Annotated in this window: 19 protein-coding genes, 1 tRNA gene and 1 CRISPR repeat array (1 of these 21 cut by a window edge); of the genes, 14 read left to right on the top strand and 6 right to left on the bottom strand. The window is 31.6% G+C overall.

Annotated features, from left to right (window positions below):
• Positions 1–156: direct repeats of the CRISPR family, unit length 36 nt; unit sequence ATTTTACCATAAAGAAATTTAAAAAGGGACTAAAAC (it extends 407 nt beyond the left edge of the window).
• 119 nt (positions 157–275) lie between these two features.
• The 4 genes from FBF11_RS07325 to cueO are packed head-to-tail and all read right to left on the bottom strand — an operon-like array spanning position 276 to position 3,681.
• Entirely contained in the window at positions 276–1,466 is a 1,191-nt protein-coding gene (locus FBF11_RS07325) for a molybdopterin molybdotransferase MoeA (protein ID WP_168977474.1), read from the bottom strand.
• Positions 1,467–1,469: 3 nt separating this feature from the next.
• Positions 1,470–1,916, bottom strand: coding sequence for a molybdenum cofactor biosynthesis protein MoaE (locus tag FBF11_RS07320; RefSeq protein ID WP_168977473.1), 447 nt, complete (start codon positions 1,914–1,916; stop codon positions 1,470–1,472).
• A complete protein-coding gene (locus FBF11_RS07315; protein ID WP_002781225.1) occupies positions 1,917–2,138 on the bottom strand; it encodes a MoaD/ThiS family protein in 222 nt (73 codons plus the stop codon).
• A 1-nt stretch (position 2,139) separates the two neighbouring features.
• A complete protein-coding gene (gene cueO / locus FBF11_RS07310) occupies positions 2,140–3,681 on the bottom strand; it encodes a multicopper oxidase CueO (RefSeq protein WP_069284954.1) in 1,542 nt (513 codons plus the stop codon).
• 123 nt (positions 3,682–3,804) lie between these two features.
• Here cueO and nspC point away from each other — a divergent pair, with 123 nt between their 5' ends.
• The 13 genes from nspC to putP all read left to right on the top strand — a co-directional run bounded on the left by nspC (position 3,805) and on the right by putP (position 21,224).
• Positions 3,805–4,953, top strand: coding sequence for a carboxynorspermidine decarboxylase (nspC, locus tag FBF11_RS07305; RefSeq protein ID WP_002912468.1), 1,149 nt, complete (start codon positions 3,805–3,807; stop codon positions 4,951–4,953).
• Between the two features lie 305 nt (positions 4,954–5,258).
• The gene (locus FBF11_RS07300; protein WP_002851502.1) at positions 5,259–5,972 is read left to right on the top strand and encodes a molecular chaperone TorD family protein; all 714 of its coding nucleotides are present in this window, start codon (positions 5,259–5,261) and stop codon (positions 5,970–5,972) included.
• Entirely contained in the window at positions 5,947–6,138 is a 192-nt protein-coding gene (locus FBF11_RS07295) for a twin-arginine translocation signal domain-containing protein (protein ID WP_002851537.1), read from the top strand. The genes FBF11_RS07300 and FBF11_RS07295 overlap by 26 nt, the downstream gene beginning before the upstream one ends.
• Entirely contained in the window at positions 6,138–8,942 is a 2,805-nt protein-coding gene (locus FBF11_RS07290) for a formate dehydrogenase subunit alpha (RefSeq protein ID WP_079263690.1), read from the top strand. Before FBF11_RS07295 ends, FBF11_RS07290 begins: the two co-directional genes overlap by 1 nt.
• On the top strand, positions 8,939–9,580 hold the full coding sequence (gene fdh3B, locus FBF11_RS07285; protein ID WP_002851264.1) for a formate dehydrogenase FDH3 subunit beta: 642 nt from the start codon (positions 8,939–8,941) through the stop codon (positions 9,578–9,580). The genes FBF11_RS07290 and fdh3B overlap by 4 nt, the downstream gene beginning before the upstream one ends.
• The gene (locus FBF11_RS07280; RefSeq protein WP_002874623.1) at positions 9,577–10,509 is read left to right on the top strand and encodes a formate dehydrogenase subunit gamma; all 933 of its coding nucleotides are present in this window, start codon (positions 9,577–9,579) and stop codon (positions 10,507–10,509) included. Before fdh3B ends, FBF11_RS07280 begins: the two co-directional genes overlap by 4 nt.
• Before the next feature lie 166 nt (positions 10,510–10,675).
• Positions 10,676–11,458, top strand: a complete 783-nt coding sequence (gene fdhD, locus FBF11_RS07275) for a formate dehydrogenase accessory sulfurtransferase FdhD (RefSeq protein WP_002869208.1) — start codon at positions 10,676–10,678, stop codon at positions 11,456–11,458.
• Entirely contained in the window at positions 11,451–12,188 is a 738-nt protein-coding gene (locus tag FBF11_RS07270; RefSeq protein WP_002822570.1) for a winged helix-turn-helix domain-containing protein, read from the top strand. The genes fdhD and FBF11_RS07270 overlap by 8 nt, the downstream gene beginning before the upstream one ends.
• A gap of 110 nt (positions 12,189–12,298) precedes the next feature.
• Positions 12,299–14,401, top strand: a complete 2,103-nt coding sequence (ccaA, locus tag FBF11_RS07265) for an aspartate chemotaxis receptor CcaA (RefSeq protein ID WP_002868032.1) — start codon at positions 12,299–12,301, stop codon at positions 14,399–14,401.
• Between the two features lie 111 nt (positions 14,402–14,512).
• Positions 14,513–15,085: a sulfurtransferase-like selenium metabolism protein YedF gene (gene yedF / locus FBF11_RS07260; RefSeq protein ID WP_002868033.1), complete on the top strand. Its 573-nt coding sequence runs from the start codon at positions 14,513–14,515 to the stop codon at positions 15,083–15,085.
• Between the two features lie 9 nt (positions 15,086–15,094).
• Positions 15,095–16,117 carry a selenide, water dikinase SelD gene (selD, locus tag FBF11_RS07255; RefSeq protein WP_079254727.1) on the top strand — a complete coding sequence of 341 codons (1,023 nt, stop codon included), beginning with the start codon at positions 15,095–15,097 and terminating at the stop codon, positions 16,115–16,117.
• A gap of 131 nt (positions 16,118–16,248) precedes the next feature.
• Positions 16,249–19,737, top strand: coding sequence for a proline dehydrogenase family protein (locus FBF11_RS07250; protein WP_002868218.1), 3,489 nt, complete (start codon positions 16,249–16,251; stop codon positions 19,735–19,737).
• A gap of 17 nt (positions 19,738–19,754) precedes the next feature.
• Positions 19,755–21,224: a sodium/proline symporter PutP gene (gene putP / locus FBF11_RS07245; protein WP_002868219.1), complete on the top strand. Its 1,470-nt coding sequence runs from the start codon at positions 19,755–19,757 to the stop codon at positions 21,222–21,224.
• A 15-nt stretch (positions 21,225–21,239) separates the two neighbouring features.
• Here putP and yedF (FBF11_RS07240) read toward each other — a convergent pair whose 3' ends face one another.
• Both yedF (FBF11_RS07240) and yedE read right to left on the bottom strand, forming a co-directional pair.
• The gene (gene yedF, locus FBF11_RS07240) at positions 21,240–21,467 is read right to left on the bottom strand and encodes a sulfurtransferase-like selenium metabolism protein YedF (RefSeq protein ID WP_002855447.1); all 228 of its coding nucleotides are present in this window, start codon (positions 21,465–21,467) and stop codon (positions 21,240–21,242) included.
• A gap of 3 nt (positions 21,468–21,470) precedes the next feature.
• Positions 21,471–22,679, bottom strand: a complete 1,209-nt coding sequence (gene yedE / locus FBF11_RS07235) for a selenium metabolism membrane protein YedE/FdhT (protein ID WP_002851361.1) — start codon at positions 22,677–22,679, stop codon at positions 21,471–21,473.
• A 139-nt stretch (positions 22,680–22,818) separates the two neighbouring features.
• Between yedE and FBF11_RS07230 the strand changes: the two genes are divergently transcribed.
• A tRNA-Sec gene (locus FBF11_RS07230) sits at positions 22,819–22,916 on the top strand.
• Positions 22,917–22,929 lie beyond the last annotated feature (13 nt).

The raw sequence follows: 22,929 nt of genomic DNA, 5'->3' as shown, positions 1-22,929 counted from the left end.
AGAAATTTAAAAAGGGACTAAAACCTGGAAATACATCTATCCCTGGAGTAACTAATTTTACCATAAAGAAATTTAAAAAGGGACTAAAACAACCGCCAAGCTCTTTTAAAAACTGCCATAATTTTACCATAAAGAAATTTAAAAAGGGACTAAAATAAACCCTAGTGGATTGAAACTCCGCTAGGGCTAATTACTCCACTAAAAGGAGGTTGCAAATTTGAAACTTATTGAAATTTAGGGTTGATTAAAATCGAAATAAAATTATTTAAATAATTTTAAGGCATAAAGATAATATCCACTAAACTTTCATTTTCTAAAATTTCACATTCTTTTGGCACCACCATAAGGGCAGCTTTATTGTTAAGATTGTTTATAATCGCACTAGAGCCTTCTTTTTTGCCTTCAAGATTGGCTAAAATGCGTCCATTTTCAAACTTTATGTTACAAGCGACAAATTCCAAATAAGGTGTTTTTTTCTTGTAACTTCCTTGTAAAAAGGCTTTGCAAATATAGTCTTTAGGCTGAAGTAACCAAGAGTTTAAAATCTCTCTTGCGTAAAGATTAAACATTACCATAGCCGAGTAAGGAAAACCTGGTAAGGCGATGATGAATTTTTCATTAGCCTTAGCTATTTTGATATGTCTACCTGGTTTTATGTCGGCTTTATCGATGATGATTTCGTATTCTTTGATGGCTTTTTTTAAAAAGTCAAAATCTCCCATAGAAACCCCACCCGTTGTAACCAAAATATCACAACTTTGCAAAGCACTTTCAAGGGTGGAAAAAGTGGCTTTCTCATCATCTTTTAAAAGAGGAAAAACCCTTGTATCGCAATTTAAATTTTTAGCTAAATTAGCTATGGCGATATGATTTGAAGAGCGGATTTGAGCAGGATTTTCCAAGGCTTCTCCTAGATCTTTGATCTCACTTCCACTACTTAAAACCCCTACAATAGGCTTTATAAACACACTAATGTGAAAAAATCCAAGTTCAGCTAAAAGAGCTATCTCGCTATAATTTAACCTTGTGCCTTTTTTGAGCAAAATTTCATCTTTTTTATAGTTTTCTCCTACTGCACGCACGGCAAAAGCTTGGGGAACTTTTTTTTCTATAAAAAGAGTATCATTTTCTACGCGTACATTTTCAACAGGGACTAAAGTATCACTTCCCTCGCTCATGAGTGAGCCCGTAAAGGTTTTTACACAAGTACCATTTTGCACGCTAAATTGTGGCATAGTACCCGCAGGTGTGAGGCCTAAAATTTTTAAAGGCTTGTCTTGATCTTCAAATTTGATCGCATAACCATCCATAGCCGAGGTTGGAAATTCAGGCTGATTTTTAAGGGCTTTTATATCTTGAGCTAAAATGCGTCCTAAACACTCTGTAAGAGCTATTTTTTCAATCTTTTCATAAGTTTTGATATGAGAATGTAAAATTTTTAAACTTTCTTCATAAGACATTAGCATTTTTTATCCTTTTAAAAGTCCTGCACCGCAAAGCTTGGTTGATCTTTCTTTGGCATAAATTCTTTCTTTGTTTATCACATCATACTTCCAAATGGGCGCACTTGCTTTAAAATCTTCAACAAATTCATTAAGAAGTTTAAGTCCTAATTTTCTTTGTTTGCTTAAAATTCCTGCAAAATACGAGCTTTCATGAACCGCCACATCGCCTATAGAGTGAGCAAAAAGCAAGCTAATACCATCAAAATCTACTCTTTTTTGCCACTCATCAAACCATTTTTTTAAAAGCGATTCATAAATATCAAAACTAAGTGCCTCAATACCTCCTTCTTCACGCACAATACCACAAAAAGTCAGTAAAGCACCGCAGTTTTTATCCTTGGAAAATTCATACCATTGGCTATAAATTTTAGGAATATCTAAAGAGCCTTGATAAAGTGTAAAATGTTTCATTTAGCCTCCACAAACTGGCGGTAAAAGTGCTATTTTATCACCATCTTTTAACTTGGTGTTTTCATCAAAAATGATTTCATCATTTAAAGATATGGCACAAAGTTCTAGCCATTCTTTTAAACTCTCATCTTTTTGCAAAATTTCTTTTAATTCTTTTAAATTTTTTACTTCAAGTTCTAAATTTTCTTTATTTATAGGGCCTAAAAATTCCACTTTTACCATTTTATTCCTTTACTTCTAAATTTCCCATCATTCCTAAATCTTCATGTTCTAAAATATGGCAATGATACATTCTAAGTCCTTTAAAATCTTGTTTCATTCTAAGTCTTAACTCTTCATTAGGACGCACATTTATAGTATCTCTTAAGGCTCTAAATTCGGCTTTTTGAACTTTGCCATTGAGTTTTGATGAGATGAGTTCAAATTGCGTGCCATGTATATGGAAAGGATGATCCATGTGAGATTTGTTTATCACTATCCAGTCTTCAACTACTCCAAGTTTGGAGCTTAAATCAATGCGTTTTAAATCATAGCTTTTGCCATTGATTAAAAACATAGACGCAAGAGCGATTTTTAATTCGCCTTCACTTTTTCCCATCATACCATGCATTTGCATATGATCTTCACTCATGATTATTTCTTTAAATTCCTTAGGTTCTTCTGAAGGTTTGAAAATTTTTAAATTTTTTGGAAGTTCTACATTTTCTTTTTTTAGGTTAATATTGGCTAGAAATAGGGTATTAGGTTCTTCTTTTACCATCATTTTATCCCTATCATAATAAGCACTTTCTAGTCTAAATTCCCCATCTTTTGGAGCATCGATTAAAACTTCTACACGAGAAGCAGGACTTAAGAAAAGTTCTTCTTTATAAATAGCTTTTTCTATAAGTCCACCATCAGTACCAACAAGTATAAACTTAGCTCCTTGTATGCGTAAATTTAAATATCTTGCCGCAGTAGCATTATAAATGCGTATGCGTTCGTTTGTGGCGAGTTTAATTTTAGGTTTAAATTGTCCATTAATGAGTACAAATTCTCCTTCTCTACCATTAAGCCAATCATTTAGGTTGTTGTTTGGAATTTGAGCGTTTTCATCAAGACGTAAATCGCTAATCATCAAATCTCTTTCTTTTAAATGACTTAAAGCATCTTTTTTCGCTTTGATCACAAAAGCCCCAGCTAAACCCATAAAGACTTGTTTAGAAGTGGTATAATGAGGATGCGGATGATACCAGTAAGTTCCTGCGCTATCTTGAGGAATTTCAAAACGATATATTCTTTCTTCTCCTGCTAAGATAGGATCATGTGGGCTTCCATCTTGATCAGGTGGTACAGGAACGCCATGCCAATGTATAGTTGTAGCTTCTTTGAGTTTGTTTTTGACTAAAATTTCAAGTTTATCTCCTTCAAAAACTTCTATTTTTGGAGCAGGCACGAGGCCATTGTAAGTATAAAATAAGGTTTTTTTACCTTTGATAAGTTCTATATGATTTTCTTTGATTTCTAGGGTAGCACGAAAAATATTTTTTTCTTTACTTTCATTTTTGAGTAAAGGCAAGGCTTTTAAAATTTCTCCTTGGGGGAATTGTTTTGGATCTAAAAGCTTTAAATTTTTTGGAGCAAAGTTTATAAAAGAAGTATCTAAGTCATGATTTATAGAATGATTTTTATGCATGGAGTGCATATCGTGCATAGGATTTGCATAGGCTACACCCATACTTGCTAGAGTAAGTGCATTAAATTTTAAAAAATTTCTTCTATTCATTAGTTTTTCCTTTTGCTTGATTTTTTGTATTATAGTCATTATTTTTTAACTTTTAGTAAATATTTATTTTGAAAATTTGGTTTAATTTTGTTATGATTTTAGCAATTTAATCAAGGAAAAATAATGTTTTATGAAAAAATTCAAACTCCAGCTTATATTTTAGAAGAAGATAAATTAAGAAAAAATTGTGAGCTTTTAGCAAGTGTTGGCGAAAAAAGCGGAGCTAAAGTGCTTTTAGCTTTAAAAGGTTTTGCTTTTTCAGGAGCTATGAAAATTGTCGGAGAATACCTAAAAGGTTGCACTTGTAGCGGACTTTGGGAAGCAAAATTTGCTAAAGAATACATGGATAAAGAAATTCATACTTATTCGCCTGCTTTTAAAGAAGATGAAATAGGTGAAATAGCCAGTTTATCTCATCATATAGTGTTTAACTCTTTAGCTCAATTTCATAAATTTCAAGCTAAAACACAAAAAAATTCCTTAGGTCTTCGTTGTAATGTTGAATTTTCTCTAGCCCCAAAAGAACTTTACAATCCTTGTGGAAGATACTCAAGACTTGGAATTCGTGCTAAAGATTTTGAAAATGTGGATTTAAATGCTATAGAAGGACTTCATTTTCACGCACTTTGCGAAGAAAGTGCTGATGCTTTAGAGGCTGTTTTAAAGGCTTTTGAGGAGAAATTTGGTAAATGGATAGGGCAAATGAAATGGGTGAATTTTGGAGGAGGACATCACATCACCAAAAAAGGCTATGATGTTGAAAAACTTATTGCTTTGTGTAAAAATTTCAGCGATAAATACGGTGTGCAAGTTTATCTTGAACCAGGTGAAGCAGTGGGTTGGCAAACAGGAAATTTGGTTGCTAGTGTAGTAGATATCATAGAAAATGAAAAACAAATTGCTATTTTAGATACTTCAAGCGAAGCACATATGCCAGATACTATCATCATGCCTTATACAAGTGAAGTTTTAAATGCTAGAATTTTGGCCACAAGAGAAAATGAAAAAATTTCAGACTTAAAAGAAAACGAATTTGCCTATTTACTTACTGGAAATACTTGTTTAGCAGGTGATGTAATGGGAGAATATGCCTTTGATAAAAAGCTTAAAATCGGCGATAAAATTGTTTTTTTAGATCAAATTCATTACACCATTGTGAAAAACACAACTTTTAATGGCATAAGACTTCCAAATCTCATGTTTTTAGACCGTAAAAATGAACTTCAAATGATAAGAGAATTTTCTTATAAGGATTATTCTTTAAGAAATTAGTATTATTTATAATTTGCATAAAATGTTAATTTTATTTGGAAGAGAATCAAAGATATAAATTTTTATGCAAAGTATTTTATTTTTTCAAATATAAAATCAACTCAAATATCTAATTTTCAATACTTTGGTATGATTTTTTTAAGATTTTAAATCCTTGTGGAATTTTATTGAAATTCAGTGATTTTTAAATCAAATAGTATTAAGATAAATCGATTTAAAAATCGGCTTTAAAATGAATATTAGGTATATTTTGCATAATATTCATTCAAGCAAAATTTAAAGCTATTTTTGAAAATTTTGAATGCATGGGGGCTTTAATGGATTTGGAAAAATTAAGATTAGCTAGAAGTCTTTATTATCAATGTCTAGGAGAGCTTTTTGTTTTTTCATTTTCTGAAGAAAGATTGTCAAAATTACAAGAGTATTTAAAGACAATGCAAGAATGTTTATTTGATGAAAATTTAAAATCAAATTTTGATATCTTGCTTAAGCATTTAGATGATGAAAATTCTATACAAGCATTTTTTAAAGAATATGATTTGCTTTTTTTAAGTCTTAAAAATAGCATTCCAACGACTTTTTCTTACATAGAAGAAGGTTTTGAAAATTCAAATCCTTTACTTTGCGTGCGTCAAATTTTAGTCAAAAGTAAAATAAGACGCAATGAAAAATTTTTTAAAGAAAGTGAAGATAGTGTTGGATTTTGTTTATTGTTGATGAGTGAATTTTTAAGGCAAAATGAAGATGATTTAGCCAAAGAGCTTTTTGAAAAAGTGATCAATAAAAGCATTGATGAGTTTTTAGGCGATGTTTTCATGAATAAAAATGCGAATTTATATAAGGAAATTGCAAGTATTGCATCGGCTTTTATGGAATTTGAAAGACTTTGCTTTGAAGTGGAAAAACCTGCAAAAATAAATTCTAAAAAAGTGCAAAACGATCTATCGCGTTCAGAATTTTTAAGAAGAGAAGCAAATAAACAAAGGAGGACTCGTGAAAAATCGCAGGGAATTTCTTAAAAAATCCGCTTTTGCCTTAGGGGCTGCTGGAGTGCTTGGTAGCACAACTTTAGCTCTAGCTAAAGATGAAGAAAGAAAAGATTTAGTTAAAGGTAAAAGTAAGAAAAAAGAAGTGCTTTTTCAAAGAAGTGCTAATTGGGAAAATTATTATATAAAGGCTGAGTAATGTCAAGTGTAGGTGAAAATATCAAGCTTACGCGTCGTTCTTTTCTTAAAATGGCAGCACTTTCAAGCCTAGCAACACCGTTGCTTGCTAGAAGTGAAACTTTAAGAGAAGCGAGTGCTGATGAGCTTAAAGAAGCTTATGAAGGTAGTAAAAAAGTAAAAACAGTTTGTACAGCCTGTTCTGTAGGCTGTGGGATTATTGCAGAAGTGCAAAATGGTGTTTGGGTGCGTCAAGAAATCGCTCAAGATCATCCTGTGAGTTCAGGTGGACATTGCTGCAAGGGATCTGATATGATCGATATGGTGCGTTCACATGTGCGTTTAAAATATCCTATGAAAAAAGAAAATGGAGAATGGAAACGCATAAGTTATGAGCAAGCTTTAAGTGAGATCGGAGAAAAACTAGCTGCTTATCGTAAAGAAAATCCTGAAAGTGTTATGTTTTTAGGTTCTGCAAAACTTAATAATGAACAAGCTTATTATATAAGAAAATTTGCAGCATTTTTTGGAACGAACAATGTAGATCATCAAGCTAGAATTTGACACAGCGCAACAGTCGCCGGTGTGGCGAATACATTTGGTTATGGCGCTATGACAAACCATCTTGGAGACATCCAAAGAAGTAAATGTATCATTATCATTGGAGCAAATCCAGCGGTAAATCACCCTGTGGGTTTTAGACATTTCTTAAAAGCAAAAGAAAAAGGTGCAAAGCTTATCGTTGTAGATCCTAGATTTACAAAAAGTGCAGCAAAAGCGGATATTTATGCAAGAATTCGTCCAGGAACTGACATTGCTTTCATGTATGGAATGTTAAAAATCATTTTTGATGAAGGCTTGGAAGATACAAAATATCTTGATGAAAGAGTTTTTGGAATTGATAAAATTCGTGAAGAAGCAGCAAAATGGACAGCTGAAGAAGTGGAAAATGTTACAGGGATCTCTAAAGAACTTTTGGTGCAAATCACTCACGAAGTAGCTAAAAACAAACCAACTACGCTTATTTGGGCTATGGGTTTAACTCAACATACTGTAGGAACTTCAAATACACGTTTAGCACCTATTGTGCAAATGGTACTTGGAAATATAGGTAAATTTGGTGGTGGAGTTAATATCTTACGCGGACACGATAATGTTCAAGGTGCTTCAGATATGGCTTGTTTGAGCGAAAATTTACCAGGTTATTATCCTTTAAATGAAGCGACTTGGAGATACTATGCCAAAATTTGGGGTGTGGATTATGAGTGGCTTTTAGGAAATTTTGTAAGCAAAGATTGGATGCATAAAACTGGGCTTTCACTTGCTAGATGGTGGGCAGCGGCTTTAAATGGAAAAGATGGAAATGATGCTATCGATAATGCAGGAACGCCTTTAAAAGCTTTAGTAGTTATGGGAAATGGTATTACTTCGACTGCACAACAAGTAAAAGTTAAAGAAGGTTTGGAAGCTTTAGAGCTTTTAGTTTTAGCCGATCCTTTTGTAAATGAAGCAGGGATTATTGCAGAAAGAAAAGATGGAATTTATCTTTTACCTGCAGCAACACAGTTTGAAACAAGCGGAAGTGTAACAGCAACAAATCGTAGCGGACAATGGAGATTTAAAGTTGTAGATCCACTTTATGAAAGCATGGAAGATCAAGAAATTTTATTTGAGCTTGCTAAAAAATTAGGTTTTTATGAAGACTTTACCAAGACTTTACGCGATGAAAAAGGTGAGATTGTTTGGCCTGAAAATGCAACAAGAGAAATTGCAAAAGCAGTTAGAAGTATAGGGCTTAATGGTTGGAGTCCTGAAAGGCTTAAAAAGCATACTTTATACTGGGATAAATTTGATGAGGTAACTTTAGAAGGAAAAGACGAAGTTGCTGGCGAGTATTACGGGCTTCCTTGGCCTTGTTGGAGTGATAAGCACCCAGGTTCTCCTGTGCTTTATAATACCGACATTGAAGTAGCAAAAGGTGGTATGGGCTTTAGAAACAATTTTGGACTTGAATATGAAGGAGAGAGTTTACTTGCTAAAAATGCACCTTTAAATTCACCTATTGATACAGGTTATCCACAAATTACTAAAGATAATATAGAAAAAGTTTTAGGTATTACTTTAAGTGCTCAAGAAAAAGAAAAAATGGGATCAACTTGGTCTTATGATGATAGCAATATCATAGCAACTAAATGTATAGAAAAAGGCATAGTTCCTTATGGAAATGCTAAAGCTAGAGCTGTAGTTTGGACTTTTAAAGATAAAATTCCACTCCACCGTGAGCCTTTACATTCTCCAAGAAACGATTTGGTGCAAAAATATCCAAGTTTTGAAGATCAAAAAGCGCTTTACCGCGTGGATACTAAATTTGTTTCTGTGCAACAAGCTAAGGATTATTCTAAAGAATTCCCGCTTAATCTTGTTACTGCAAGACTTGTGAATTTAAATGGTGCAGGTATGGAAAATAGAGCATCTATGTATCTAACGCGTTTAACGCCTGAAATGTTTTGTGAGATCAATCCTCAATTAGCAAAAGAGCAAGACATTAAAGCAGGAGATATGATTTGGGTGCATTCTCCAGAAGGTACTAAAATTCATGTAAGAGTGAAGGTTAATCCAGGTGTAGCAAAAGATATGATTTTCTTGCCTTTCCATTTTACAGGAGTTATGCAAGGCGTGGATTTAACGCACAATTTCCCAGAAGGAACTAAGCCTTATGCAAGCGGAGAAAGTGCTAATACGGTAACAAATTATGGTTATGATATCATGTGTCAGATTCCAGAGACTAAAGGTGGACTTTGTAGAATCAGTAAGGATGGAAAATGAGTAAGGTAAATTTTGCAAATTTAGAAAAAGAACGCTTGAAATTCTTTTGTGATAATGAGCGTTGTATTGATTGTAATGGTTGCGCGGTAGCTTGTGATGAAGCACATGAGCTTCCTATTCATATTCGCCGCCGCCGTGTGATTACTTTAAATGAAGGAATTCAAGGAAAAGAAGTTTCAACTTCTATTTCTTGTATGCATTGTGATGATGCTCCTTGTTCTATCGTTTGTCCTGTGGATTGTTTTTACATCCGTGCTGATGGTATTGTTTTGCATGATAAAGAAATTTGCATAGGTTGTGGATATTGTCTTTATGCTTGTCCTTTTGGTGCACCACAATTTCCAAAAGATAGTGTTTTTGGAAATAAAGGCATTATGGATAAATGTACTATGTGTGCAGGTGGCCCTGAAGCAACGAATTCAGAAAAAGAAAGAGAACTTTATGGTCAAAATCGTATCGCAGAAGGAAAAGTCCCTGTATGTGCTGCGATGTGTTCGACAAAAGCACTTTTAGTAGGTGAAAGTTCTAAAATAGAAGAGATTTATCATAATAGACTTATGAATAGAAATTATGGCATTCCAAATCCTTCGGAAAGTTTGGAATGGAAGATTGCTTACACAGGAAAGGAACGCTTATGAGAAAAGTATTTGTAACGCTTTTATTAAGCGTAGTGAGTTTATTTGCTTATGGTAGCGAGAGAATGGGACAAGATACTCAAATTTGGGATTTTCATCGTATTACAAATATCCCAAATTATGATACTTTTGGCAAACTTTGGACAACTTTGCAAGGTGAATATATAGCTACTATAGCTTTAATCGCTGTTATTGCGGTATTGTCTGCATTTGCTTTGCATTATATGGTTATAGGACCTAAGCAATTTTCACACGATGGAAAGAAAATTTATGCTTTTACATTATTTGAAAGACTTTTTCATTTTATCGCGGCAATTTCTTGGGTGATTTTAGTGCCAACTGGTTTTGTGATGATGTTTGGGGCGACTTTTGGAGGCGGACTTTTTGTAAGGGTTTGTAAAAATTTACATGCTTTTGCAACGGTTTTATTTATCATCTCTATAATCCCTATGTTTTTATGGTGGATTAAAAGAATGCTTCCTGCAAGTTATGATATCAGATGGATGATGATAGTAGGTGGTTATTTAAGCAAAGTAAAACGTCCTGTACCTGCAGGTAAGTTTAATTTTGGTCAAAAATCTTGGTATTATATAGCTGTATTTGGTGGATTTTTGATGATAATTACAGGTGGATTTATGTATTTTCTTGATTTTAATTCCACGGCAATTCAAGGTCTTTTTGGTTTAACTCACATTGAACTTTTAAGAATTTCAGCTATAGTGCATAATTTCTTGGGTATAGTGTGTGCAGTGTTTTTTGGTGTGCATATTTATATGGCAGTATTTGCAATCAAAGGCAGTATCCATTCTATGATTAGTGGTTATAAAGAAGAAGAAGAGGTTTATATTTTACATTCTTATTGGTATAAAGAATTAAGCAATAAAAAGCAAATTGAACCTAGTTTTTCTTATGATCCTAATGTAAAAATTTAATCTTTAACCGCTATGTTATTACATAGCGGTAGTTTTAAGCTTTTTTGAAATAAATAGAACGAATTTTCTTTTATAAGTTGAATCTAAAATCTATTTTTCCATATGTGAATTTGTTATTTATGTTTTTTTGATATAATATTATTTAAAGATATTTAAAGGATAAGGTATGGATCCGTTATTTACAACTCAAATTTTAAAATATAAAGGCAATGAATCTTTTACATGCGATGATACTTTAGTGCGTGAAATTAAGCTTGAAATTTTTATTAATGATGAAAAAGTAGGTGCTTTAATGGCAACTCCTGTAGATGAACAGGCATTAGCAATAGGATATTTAATGAGTGAAAATATCATTGCGAAAGTAAGCGATATTGAGAGCATAGAAACAAAAGATGATGGTATGAGTGTGCATATTAAAGCAAAGATTGATAAAGAAAATTTAGCAAAGCTTAATGCTGAAGGTGTAGTTATAAGTGGTTGCGGTAGAGCACATACTGCAAATATCGATCCAGAAGCCATTGAAGCGAGTAAAATTAGTTCTGATGCAAAATTTAGCAAAGGTGAAATTTTAAAACAAATGAGTACTTTTTATACTCAATGCGAGCTTTACGAGAAAACAGGCTGTGTGCATACGGCTAAGCTTTTTGTAGATGAGAAAACTTTTTTTATAGGTGAAGATATAGCTCAACATAATACCATAGATAAAGCTTTAGGAAAAGCACGTTTAGCTGGGGTTGATTTAAGTCAATGTTTTTTAATGGTTAGTGGAAGGCTAAGTTCTGAAATGGTAGCTAAAGCAGTTATGCATAAAATTCCAGTGCTTGTTTCACGCACGGCTCCTACTTGTTTAGGGGTTATGATAGCAAGAAAATTTGATTTAACGCTTTGTGGTTTTGCTAGAGAAAATAAGATCAATATTTATAGTGGAGAATTTAGAATTCATGGATAAAAATCAAGAAAAAGAAATCATCTCATATATGAGAGAATTGTTAAATAGCAATGAAAAATTAGATTGTGGTACGGCTTTTAAAATTGCAAAGAAATTTAATATAAATATAGAAAAAATCGGACAATTAGCCGATGAAAATCACATGAGAATTGATAATTGCGAGTTGGGGCAATTTGGACATTTAGATTTTGAAAAAGCAAAGATTGAAGTGCTTAAAAAAATAGAACCTAGTTTAGATGAAAAGCGTAGAATTTTTTGTAAAGATGCAAGAGATATTGCTAAAGAAGGTTGTGGACTTAAAAGTATGCGTTCAGCTTTAAAAACTTATAAGGTTGATGTAAAGTATTGTCAACTTGGTTGTTTTAAAGAAAAAAAAGGTAAGCAATTTATAGTAAGAACAAAAACTTGGATTGAAAATGCGGATGGAGATTTGCTTTTTGGTCGAGGAAAAACAGAACTTTTAGAACTTATCGGACAAACAGGTAGTTTATTACATGCTTCTAAACTTATGGGGATTAATTATAAAAAAGCTTGGATGCATTTACAAACCTTACAAAAAAATTCTCAAGAAATTTTAGTTAGCACAAGACAAGGACGCTCTAAAGAATCAGGAACAAAACTTACTCCTAGAGCTATGGAATTGATGGAAAATTACTCTATTTTGCAAAAAGACATAGAAGAATACGCTAATAAACGCTTTAAAGAATTGTTTTTAAAAGGAAAAAAATAAATCTTCTATCAAAAAATACTAATACATAATTTTTTTATAATTAATTAATATTATTTTTTTAAAAATATGTTAAAATTAGAATCTAAATTTTTTATTTTAGGAGTTATAAGATGTTTAAATCTTTAAATATAGGTTTAAAACTTATTTTTTCTGTGGCAGCTGTTGTTGTTATTGGACTTGTTATTTTAATTTCATTAATCACAAAACAAGTAAGTCAAAATATTACCAAAAATACAGAAGATATTCTTGCTTCTATCACGAAAGAATATGCTACTCAAACTCAAGGAATTTTTGGGGAAATGATCGCTTTAAATAAAAGTATTTCAGGTACTTTAACAGAAATGTTTAGATCAACCTCTAAAGAAGATTTAGATATAGACAATATAACAAATATTATAACCAATACTTTTGATAATAGTGCTTATTCTAATTTTACTTATTTATATCTTATTGATCCGCCAGAATACTTTAAAGAAGAGAGTAAATTTTTTAATACTCAAAGTGGAAAATTTGTTATGCTTTACGCTGATGAAGAAAAGGATAATAAAGGCGGAATAAAAGCAATACAAGCTAGTGATGAAATAGCTAATCTGCAAGTTGTGCAAGATATATTAAAAAAAGCAAAATATGGGGAAAATAAAGTATATATAGGCCGTCCTATTAAGATGAATTTAGAAGGTCAAGATTTTGATGCTGTAAATGTTGCTATGCCTATTTTTGATCGAAAAAATCAAGTTGTAGGTGTCATAGGCATGACTTTAGATTTTTCAGATATTGCTACTTATCTTTTAGACCCTAAAGGTCAAAAATATGATGGTGAATTAAGAGTTCTTTTAAATTCAGATGGTTTTATGGCGATACATCCAAATAAAAATCTAGTTTTAAAAAATTTAAAAGATATCAATCCTAATAAAGGTGCACAAGAAACTTATAAGGCCATAAGTGAAGGAAAAAATGGAGTTTTTAACTATATAGCTTCTGATGGTGATGATTCTTATGCTGCGATTAATAGTTTTAAAGTGCAAGATAGTTCTTGGGCAGTTTTGGTAACTGCTCCTAAATATTCAGTATTTAAACCCTTAAAAAAATTACAATTAATTATTCTTGGTGCATCTTTTATTTTTATTTTTGTTGTTTTAGGAGTGGTTTATTATTGCGTAAGAAAAATTGTCGCATCTAGATTGCCTGTGATTCTTAGTTCTTTAGAATCATTTTTCCGTTTTTTAAATCATGAAAAAATTGAACCTAAGGCTATTGAAATTCGTGCTAATGATGAGCTAGGAGCAATGGGAAGAATCATAAATGAAAATATTGAAAAGATTCAAATATCTTTAGAACAAGATCAAAATGCTGTAGATGAATCGGTGCAAACTGCTAGAGAAATCGAAAAGGGTAATTTAACTGCAAGAATTACTAAAAATCCTATAAATCCTCAATTAGTAGAACTTAAAAATGTTCTTAATAGGATGCTTGATGTTTTACAAAGTAAAATTGGTTCTAATATGAATGAAATTAATAGAGTTTTTGATAGTTATAAGGCTCTTGATTTTAGTACAGAAGTATTTAATGCTAAAGGTGAAGTTGAGATTACAACTAATATTTTAGGCAAAGAAATTAAAAAGATGCTTTTGGCTTCTTCAAATTTTGCTAAAGATTTAGCCAATCAGTCAGAAGAGTTAAAAAATTCTATGCAAAAACTTGCTGATGGCTCTAATGCACAAGCGAGTTCTTTAGAACAATCGGCTGCAGCTGTGGAGGAGATTAATTCTTCTATGCAAAATGTAAGTGGAAAAACAGTTGAGGTTGCTTCACAAGCTGATGATATAAAAAATATTGTCAATGTGATTAAAGATATCGCTGAGCAAACGAATCTTCTTGCTTTAAATGCAGCTATTGAAGCTGCACGTGCTGGAGAACATGGGCGTGGTTTTGCAGTTGTTGCAGATGAGGTAAGACAGCTTGCGGAAAGAACAGGAAAATCCTTATCTGAAATCGAGGCAAATATTAATATACTTGTTCAAAGCGTAAATGAAGTAGCAGAATCTGTAAAAGAACAAACAGCAGGAATCACACAGATTAACGATGCTATAGCACAACTTGAAACTGTAACTAAGGAAAATGTCGAAGTTGCAAATGTTACCAATAATATAACAAATGAAGTCAATCAAATTGCTGCGGCAATTCTTGAAGATGTGGATAAAAAAAGATTTTAAAAAAAGCTCATTTTTGAGCTTTTAAATTTTTTCTATATTATTTAAAATTTTTAAACACAAAACAAGTAATAAAATAATATTATTTTTCAAAGCTAATATCAAGGAAAAATAATGAAAATTGATTGTCGCAATCTTTCTTGTCCTCAGCCTATAGTTGAAACAAAAAACGCTCTTGAAAAACTTCAAGAAAATGAAATTTTAGAAATTGTTTTAAATTCTATTATTTCAAAAAATAATGTTGTAAAATTTCTTAGCTCTTTAAGTTTAAACCCTGTTGTAGATGAAAATGCACAAGAGTTTTGCATCAAAGTACAAAAAAAGAATTTTAATTCTAGTGAAGTAAATATTCACGATTATAATGTTTTATTTTTAAAAACCGACAAAGTGGGTGAGGGTGAATTGGGACAAAATTTACTTGTAGGATTTTTAAGTACCTTAAAAAATTTAGATCATGCTCCAAGTAAAATTCTTTGCGTAAATGAAAGTGTTTTAATCAATGTTGATGAAAATCATAAAGCACATTTAGCTATGAAAGAACTTGAAAATTTAGGTATTGAGATCATAAGTTGTGGAGCTTGTCTAGAATTTTTTAATAAAAGCAAAGAACTTAAAATAGGAAATATAGGCAATGCTTATGAAATTTTAAACGAGCTTTTTGGTAAAGCAAAAATCATTACTCTATAAGGAAAAACACTGCAATATAAAAATCAAAATTTAACTCATTTTGTTAAAGCAGCAGGTTGAGCAGCGAAATTAAGCCCGGGTGGTCTTAAAACAATTTTAAATTTCATGCAAAAAACTCCTGCTTTACTTAGTGATATCGGAAATAATGAAGATGCAAGCGTATATCAAATCAGCCGCGATTTAGCTTTGGTGCAAACGCTTGATTTTATCACTCCTATAGTAGATAGTGCTTATCATTTTGGTGCTATTGCTGCAGCAAATGCTTTAAGCGATGTTTTTGCTATGGGTGCAGAGGTAATTAATGCCTTAAATATAGTAGGTTTTGATACTTGCAATCATGATTTAAACATCTTAAAAGAGCTTTTAGAAGGTGCAAATGATAAGGTTCAAGAATGCAATGCTTTAGTTGTGGGTGGCCATACTATAGAAAGCACTGAGCTTTTTTTTGGACTTAGTGTTACAGGAAAAGTACATCCTAGTAAATTTATTGCTAATAATACGGCTAAAGTTGGAGATTGTATCATTTTAACCAAGCCTTTAGGAACAGGAATTTTAAGTACAGCTTTAAAGGCACAAATGTTAAATCAAAAACATTTAGATATAATGCTTAAAAGTATGATGGAGTTAAATTATAAAGCCAGTCAAATTGCTCTTAAATTTCATCCAAATGCCATGAGTGATGTCACAGGTTTTGGACTTTTAGGACATTTAAAAGAAATGCTAAATAAAAATATTTCTTTTGAAATTTTTGAAAGTGAACTTCCTTTTTTAGATGGAGTAAAAGAGTATTTTAATATGGGTTTAATTCCTGCTGGAGCTTATAAAAATTTAGAATTTATAAAAGAACTTATCCCTGATTTAAATGAAGAAAAATTATTACTTTGTGATCCGCAAACTTCAGGAGGACTTTTAATTTCTATAAGTGAAAAAGAATCCTTAGAATGTTTAAAAAAACTAGAAGATGAAAATATTCAAGCTAAAATTATTGCCAAGGTTGTAAATAAGCAAGAAAATGATATTATCATTTCTTAATTTTTGTTACTTATATACCCATTAAAATTTTTTTTTATCATTTTTTATACATTTTCTATGATTTAAAATATTATTTTTTATCTTATTTATATATTATTTATTAAAATTTATTTTATCTTAGGAGATACGAAATGATACAAAAAGCTTTAGCTTTAGCTGAAGAATTGCAAGGACAAATAGAAGCCAATATTTCAAATTCTGAAAAAGAATTTCATGCTAAAATGCAAAAACTTCTTAATAATCCCAAAAATAAAGTTATGCTTATAGAACTTTTAGATCGTTCTTTTAGATGTAAAGATAAAAATGCAAGTTTTGAGCTTATAGAATATACTTTGAGTAAATATGGCATAGCGGATTTTTTTAGCACTTTTGAAAAATTCCTACTTTTTAGCTTTTTAAATTTTGGCAAATTTGCTCCTAATTTAAGTGTACCTTTTTTTGTCAAATATTTAAGAGAAGATACTAAAGCTATGGTTCTAGATGCAAATCCTAGTGTTTTAGAACCACATATTAAGAAAAGAAAAGAGCAAGATAAAATTACCTTAAATGTGAATTTAATCGGCGAAGAGGTTTTAGGTGAAGCTGAGAGTAAATATCGTATGCAAAAATACGAAGAAGCCTTAAAATCAAGCTATATCACTTATATTTCCATAAAAATTACTACTATTTTTTCACAAATTAATATTATAGATTTTAATTATTCCAAAGAAGAGGTCGTAAAAAGACTAGATTATCTTTATGCTTTAGCCTTAGAAGAAGAGAAAAAACAAGGTGTATCTAAATTTATCAATCTTGATATGGAAGAATTTAGGGATTTAGAGCTCACCGTTGCAGCTTTTATGGAAAGTGTGGCTAAATTTGATATTAAAGCAGGGATTGTTTTGCAAGCTTATATTCCTGATTCTTATAAGTATCTTAAAAAACTTTTTGCTTTTTCAAAAGAGAGGGTTTTAAAAGGTATGAAGCCTATTAAGATCCGTTTTGTTAAGGGTGCTAATATGGAAAGTGAAGAAACCATTGCGTCTCAAAAGGGTTGGGAGCTTCCTACTTTTTACAAAAAAATAGATACTGATAGTAATTATAATAAAATGCTTGATTTTATTCTTGAAGGAGACAATTATAAATACATCAACATAGGAATTGCAAGTCATAATATCTTTGAGATTGCTTATGCTTATACACGTATAAGTGAAGTGGGTGCTTTGGATTCTTTTACTTTTGAAATGCTTGAAGGTATGAGTTTGCAATGTTCTTATGAATTATCTAAAATGCATGATCTAATCCTTTATGCCCCAGTTTGCGATGAAGCACATTTTAACAATGCCATTGCTTATCTTGTAAGACGCCTTGATGAAAATACAAGTGAAGATAATTTTATGCGTTATTTTTTCAATCTTAAAGTAGGAGATAAAAACTGGAATATCCAAAAAGAACTTTTTTTAAAATCTTTAGAAGGCATAAAAACTCTTGATAATACTACACATCGTAAGCAAGATAGAAATAAAGAATCAAATATCATAAGTTCTTATGAAAGTAAAAAATTTAGCAATGAAAGCGATACGGATTTTATTTTAGCACAAAATAGAGCGTGGGCTAAAGAAATTAAAACTAAATATGAAAATTTAAAAGATTATGATGTTTATCCTGTTATAGGCGAACTTGATTTTAAAGCAGAAAATTTAAATGTTTTAGAAGTTAAAGATAAGATCGAAGATAGAGTTATAGGAAAGGCTTATTTAGCAGGAGAAAAAGAAATCAAACAAGCTTTAGAAGTAGCTAAAAATTCCAAATTTACACAAAAAAGTCATGATGAAATTTATCAAATTTTAGCCAAAAGTGCAAAACTGATGAGAGAAAGAAGAGGGGATTTGATAGGTTTGGCAGCTTTAGAAGTGGGCAAAACCTTTTTAGAGATCGATCCTGAAGTAAGTGAGGCTATTGATTTTATAGAGTTTTATCCGCACTCTTTAGAAGAGCTTAAAAAACAAAATCCAAAAGTTACATTCACACCTAAAGGTATAGGGGTTACCATAGCTCCTTGGAATTTTCCTATAGGAATTTCAGTAGGTACTATAGCTGCACCACTAGCCGCAGGTAATGTGGTGATTTACAAACCTTCTTCACTTTCAACTCTAACAGGTTATATGCTTTGTAAGTGTTTTTGGGATTCGGGTATTCCAAAAGATGCTTTGATTTTCTTACCTTCAAAAGGAAGTGATATTTCTAAATATTTACTTATTGATGAAGCGATTAAATTTTCAATTCTTACAGGAGGAGAGGATACTGCTTATGCTATGTTAAAAGCTAATCCAACCTTGCTTTTAAGTGCTGAAACTGGCGGAAAGAATGCGACTATAGTTTCTAAATTTGCTGATCGTGATAGTGCGATTAAAAATATCATTCATTCTGCTTTTAGCAATAGCGGTCAAAAATGTTCAGCTACTTCTTTGCTAGTCTTAGAAGAAGAGGTTTATCATGATGAAGAATTTAAAAAGACTTTAGTGGATGCTGCGAGTTCTATGGCAGTGGGCAATCCTTTTGAATTTAAAAATAAATTAGGTACTTTAGCTGATAAGCCAAGTTCTAAAGTTCAAAAGGCCTTAGATGAATTACAACCTTATGAAGAATGGGCATTAAAACCTAAGTTTTTAGAGGATAATCCTTATTTGATGACTCCAGGCATAAAATATGGCACTAAAAAGGGTGATTTTACTCATATGAATGAACTTTTTGTACCGATTTTAAGTGTGATGAAGGCTAAAGACTTAAAAGAAGCTATTGATATAGTAAATTCCACAGGTTATGGTTTAACTGCAGGTTTTGAAAGCTTAGATGAAAGAGAATGGGAGTATTTTCACACTCACATAGAAGCAGGAAATATTTATATCAATAAACCAACCACAGGGGCTATAGTGCTGCGTCAACCTTTTGGTGGGATTAAAAAATCAGCTATAGGTTTGGGTAGAAAAGTTGGAATTTATAATTATATCACTCAATTTTTAGAGATTAAGCAAGAAGATTTTGATGATCATTTAATTGAAGATAAATTTTCAAAAAAATTAGCACAAATAGATTTAAAAGAAGCACAAGATTTTATAAACAATTTAATTAAAATGTCTCAATCTTATGCTTATCATTATAAAAACGAGTTTAGTGTTTCAAAAGATTATGTCAATATTCGTGGAGAAGATAATCTTTTTTCTTATACTAAAATAAAGAATATGGTTTTAAGACTTTGTGGAAATGAAAGCTTAAAAGATGTTTTAGGTGTGGTTTTAGGTGCAAATATTGCAAATATTGATCTAAGTATCAGTTATGATGAACAAGATGTTAGTATGATAGAACGAATTGTTCAAAGCATAGGAGCAAAAGTATTGTTTTTAAAAGAAAATAAAGAAAATTTTATCAAGAGTATTAAAGAATATGAAAGAGTGCGTTATTTAGCAAAGCCAGATGTAAATGATGAGATTTACAAAGAGGCTGCAAAGCTTGCTAAAATCATTATAAGAGAAAAGCCATTATTAAATGGTCGTTTTGAACTTTTAAATTATTTTAATGAAAAAGCTTTAAGTATATCTTTTCATCGTTATGGAAATTTAGGCATTAGAGCAATATCTTAATGATCAAGGAGAGATTGATGGAAGTGGTTCAAATTAATACCCCAATAGCAGTGATGTTTGTAGCTTATGCCTTATTAATGCTTTATATAGGTTTTTATTTTTATAAGCAAAATAAAAATTCAGAGGATTATTTTCTAGGTGGGCGTACTATGGGGCCTGTGATATCTGCACTTAGCGCAGGGGCTTCTGATATGAGTGGTTGGCTTTTAATGGGTTTACCGGGAGCTTTATATGTAAGTGGTTTTATAGATTCTTATATTGCAATTGGGCTTACTATAGGAGCTAGTTTAAATTGGATTTTTGTGGCAAAAAGACTTAGAATTTATACCAGTGTGATTGCAAATTCTTTGACTATTCCTGATTATTTTGAAACTCGTTTTGATGATGATAAACATATACTGCGCATCGTATGTGCGGTGGTAATTTTGATATTTTTTACCTTTTATGTTTCATCAGGGCTTGTAAGCGGAGCAAAACTTTTTGAAAGTACTTTTGGTATCAGATACGATTATGCTTTAACTACTGGAACGATTATTATTGTTGCTTATACTTTTTTAGGTGGATATAAGGCGGTTTGTTGGACGGATATGATACAAGGGCTTTTAATGATGATGGCTTTAATTATTGTACCTTTGGTTATGCTTTATCATTTAGGTGGTTTTGGTGAAGCGATGAATATAGTAAGAGAAATAAAGCCACAAGCTTTATCTATGGGCGAAGGAGTAGGAATTGTAAGCATTATATCTGCACTTGCTTGGGGTTTGGGTTATTTTGGTCAACCACATATTTTAGTGCGTTTTATGTCGATTCGTTCTACTAAAGATATTCCTATGGCCACTTTTATAGGTATTGCTTGGATGGCGGTTTGTCTTTTAAGTGCTTGTATGATAGGTATTTTAGGTATAGCTTATGTGCATAAATTTGAATTAAGTTTGCAAGATCCTGAAAAGATTTTCATCGTGATGTCGCAGCTTTTATTTAATCCTTGGATAGCAGGTATTTTACTCAGTGCTATTTTAGCAGCTATTATGAGTACAGCAAGTTCACAATTGCTGGTTTCAAGTTCTACTATAGCGGAAGATTTTTATAAAAAGATTTTTAGAGAAGATGCGCCAAGTCATGTTGTATTAAATTTAGGTAAATTAGGTGTTTTATTGGTAGCTGTAATAGCGTTTTTGATTTCTACTGATAAAAACTCAAGTGTTTTGAGTATAGTTTCTTATGCATGGGCCGGATTTGGAGCTTCTTTTGGTTCTGTAATGCTTTTTTCTTTATTTTGGAGTAGGATGACAAGAGTAGGAGCAATCTTAGGTATGATAACAGGAGCTGCTACTGTGGTACTTTGGAAGAATTTTGCAAATTCGGGTCTTTATGAAATAGTTCCAGGGTTTTTAGCAGCTTCGGCGGTGATTATTATTGCAAGTTTGTTTACAAATGTAAGATCTGGAACTAAAGCAGCTTATGAAAAGATGTTAAAAGAGCTTTGAGAACAAAAGCCTTTTTTAAGGCTTTTGTATTAAAAATCTTAGCGTGGGTCCACTTTGATCGATTTCAAGCACTTTAAAACCACGGTTTTTTGCATCTTGAGGTATGGAATTGATACTTTGTGGACAATCACAAAGTACTTCTAAAATTTCTCCACTTTTAAGCTTAGGTAAGACATCAAGTGTTGCTATAGCAGGATAAGGGCAAGCTTCACCTTGCAAATTTAAACTATAAGTAATTTTCATTGTTTATCCTTTAAGTTGATTTTTAAAGAAGTGTTTTTTGTAAAATACTACAAAAACAAACATTAAGATGAATAAAATAAGGTTGATAAAAAATCCATTTAAATTGCCAAATTCAGTTAAAAGATTGATTTTTATACCTTCTTTAAAAGCTTTTGGTAAAAAGTCATAACTTAAAGCTAAAATCATAGTTCCTATTATATTTGCAATTCCTACTATTATAAAATGACTTTGTCCTTCAAAGGCACGATAAGTCCAACCACACTCGCAACCTCCGGCAAAAACTATACCAAAACCAAACAAAAATGCTCCCACAGCTACAGCAGGAGAAAGTTCTATGAGTTTGCTAGTATGACCTTGCAAGATAAAAGCAAAAGCGATTAAAGAGGCGATAATCATACCGATTAATGCGCCTTTTATAGCATTATCTCTACCAAATAAAAATAAATCTCTAAAGCAAGAAGTAAAACAAATTTGCCCTCTAGAAATAACAAAGCCAAAAACAAAACCAAAAATCAGTGCTAAAGCTAGAAGACTTTGTTTGTTTTGTGTGCTGATATTGCCATTTGTAAAAACAAGATAAAACACCCAAACTAAAAAGGCTATGAAAAGCAATATGCCTAAGTTAAAATATAATTTTGTACGCAAACTTTGCTTGTTTAACGGCAAGTTTTCTTTATTTACACGTTCTAATTTAGCTTTAGGTTTAAAAAAGGAAGTGTTGCAAATTTTCACTCCTAGATAAATTCCTAAAACCATAAAAACAGTAAAAAGCCAAGTGTGTAAAGAAAAATAAGGTAAACCTGTAAAAAAATTAGCTAAATTGCATCCAAATGCAAGTCTTGCTCCATATCCTGAAAGAATTCCACCTACTATTGCTTGAAAAATTCTTATATTGCTAGCAGGTAGACGAAATTTGACTTTGTTAGCTAAAAGTGCGGCTACTAAACAACCTATAAACATACCTATGAGCATAATACCATCAGTTCTTGTTAAAGGGGTTCCATTTAAATTTTGCTTTTGGTAATAAGAATATCCATCTAAATTCATACCTAAAAGCTCTAAAAACTCGCCACCCCAACGTGTCATTTCTCCAGTAACAGCCCAAACGCCACCAAAAATCCCAAAATACACTGCACTTAAAATTCCAAGTGCAATCATAGAACGGGAATTGTCCCAAAAATTGATTAAATATTTTTGTTTAAAAGAATTCAAAGAAAGATCCTAAAAATGTAATCATCAAAACTTGATGCTAAAAAAGAGTGAGATTATAGCTTAAATTTAATATGAAGTCAAAAAGAATATTGATAAATTTATTTTGTTTTTCATTAAAAATCGCTATAATTATCACTTTGGAAGATTAGCGTATCTGGTGATCGCCACTGACTTCAAATCAGATGAAAGGATAGTTGACTATTCTTTGGGGAGTTCGATTCTCTCATCTTCTCGCCAATATTAAGTAAAA

The organism is Campylobacter sp. CFSAN093224 (assembly GCF_012897395.1).
Lineage (GTDB): Bacteria > Campylobacterota > Campylobacteria > Campylobacterales > Campylobacteraceae > Campylobacter_D > Campylobacter_D jejuni.
The sequence above is the reverse complement of the archived record's forward strand: the minus strand, read 5'-3'. Positions and strand labels throughout refer to the sequence as shown.

Excerpts from the sequence above, each read along its gene's own strand:
- FBF11_RS07325 (WP_168977474.1), bottom strand. The coding sequence starts at position 1,466 with ATGCTAATGTCTTATGAAGAAAGTTTAAAAATTTTACATTCTCATATC.
- FBF11_RS07320 (WP_168977473.1), bottom strand. The coding sequence starts at position 1,916 with ATGAAACATTTTACACTTTATCAAGGCTCTTTAGATATTCCTAAAATT.
- FBF11_RS07315 (WP_002781225.1), bottom strand. The coding sequence starts at position 2,138 with ATGGTAAAAGTGGAATTTTTAGGCCCTATAAATAAAGAAAATTTAGAA.
- cueO (WP_069284954.1), bottom strand. The coding sequence starts at position 3,681 with ATGAATAGAAGAAATTTTTTAAAATTTAATGCACTTACTCTAGCAAGT.
- nspC (WP_002912468.1), top strand. The coding sequence starts at position 3,805 with ATGTTTTATGAAAAAATTCAAACTCCAGCTTATATTTTAGAAGAAGAT.
- FBF11_RS07300 (WP_002851502.1), top strand. The coding sequence starts at position 5,259 with ATGGGGGCTTTAATGGATTTGGAAAAATTAAGATTAGCTAGAAGTCTT.
- fdh3B (WP_002851264.1), top strand. The coding sequence starts at position 8,939 with ATGAGTAAGGTAAATTTTGCAAATTTAGAAAAAGAACGCTTGAAATTC.
- FBF11_RS07280 (WP_002874623.1), top strand. The coding sequence starts at position 9,577 with ATGAGAAAAGTATTTGTAACGCTTTTATTAAGCGTAGTGAGTTTATTT.
- fdhD (WP_002869208.1), top strand. The coding sequence starts at position 10,676 with ATGGATCCGTTATTTACAACTCAAATTTTAAAATATAAAGGCAATGAA.
- FBF11_RS07270 (WP_002822570.1), top strand. The coding sequence starts at position 11,451 with ATGGATAAAAATCAAGAAAAAGAAATCATCTCATATATGAGAGAATTG.
- ccaA (WP_002868032.1), top strand. The coding sequence starts at position 12,299 with ATGTTTAAATCTTTAAATATAGGTTTAAAACTTATTTTTTCTGTGGCA.
- yedF (WP_002868033.1), top strand. The coding sequence starts at position 14,513 with ATGAAAATTGATTGTCGCAATCTTTCTTGTCCTCAGCCTATAGTTGAA.
- FBF11_RS07250 (WP_002868218.1), top strand. The coding sequence starts at position 16,249 with ATGATACAAAAAGCTTTAGCTTTAGCTGAAGAATTGCAAGGACAAATA.
- putP (WP_002868219.1), top strand. The coding sequence starts at position 19,755 with ATGGAAGTGGTTCAAATTAATACCCCAATAGCAGTGATGTTTGTAGCT.
- yedF (WP_002855447.1), bottom strand. The coding sequence starts at position 21,467 with ATGAAAATTACTTATAGTTTAAATTTGCAAGGTGAAGCTTGCCCTTAT.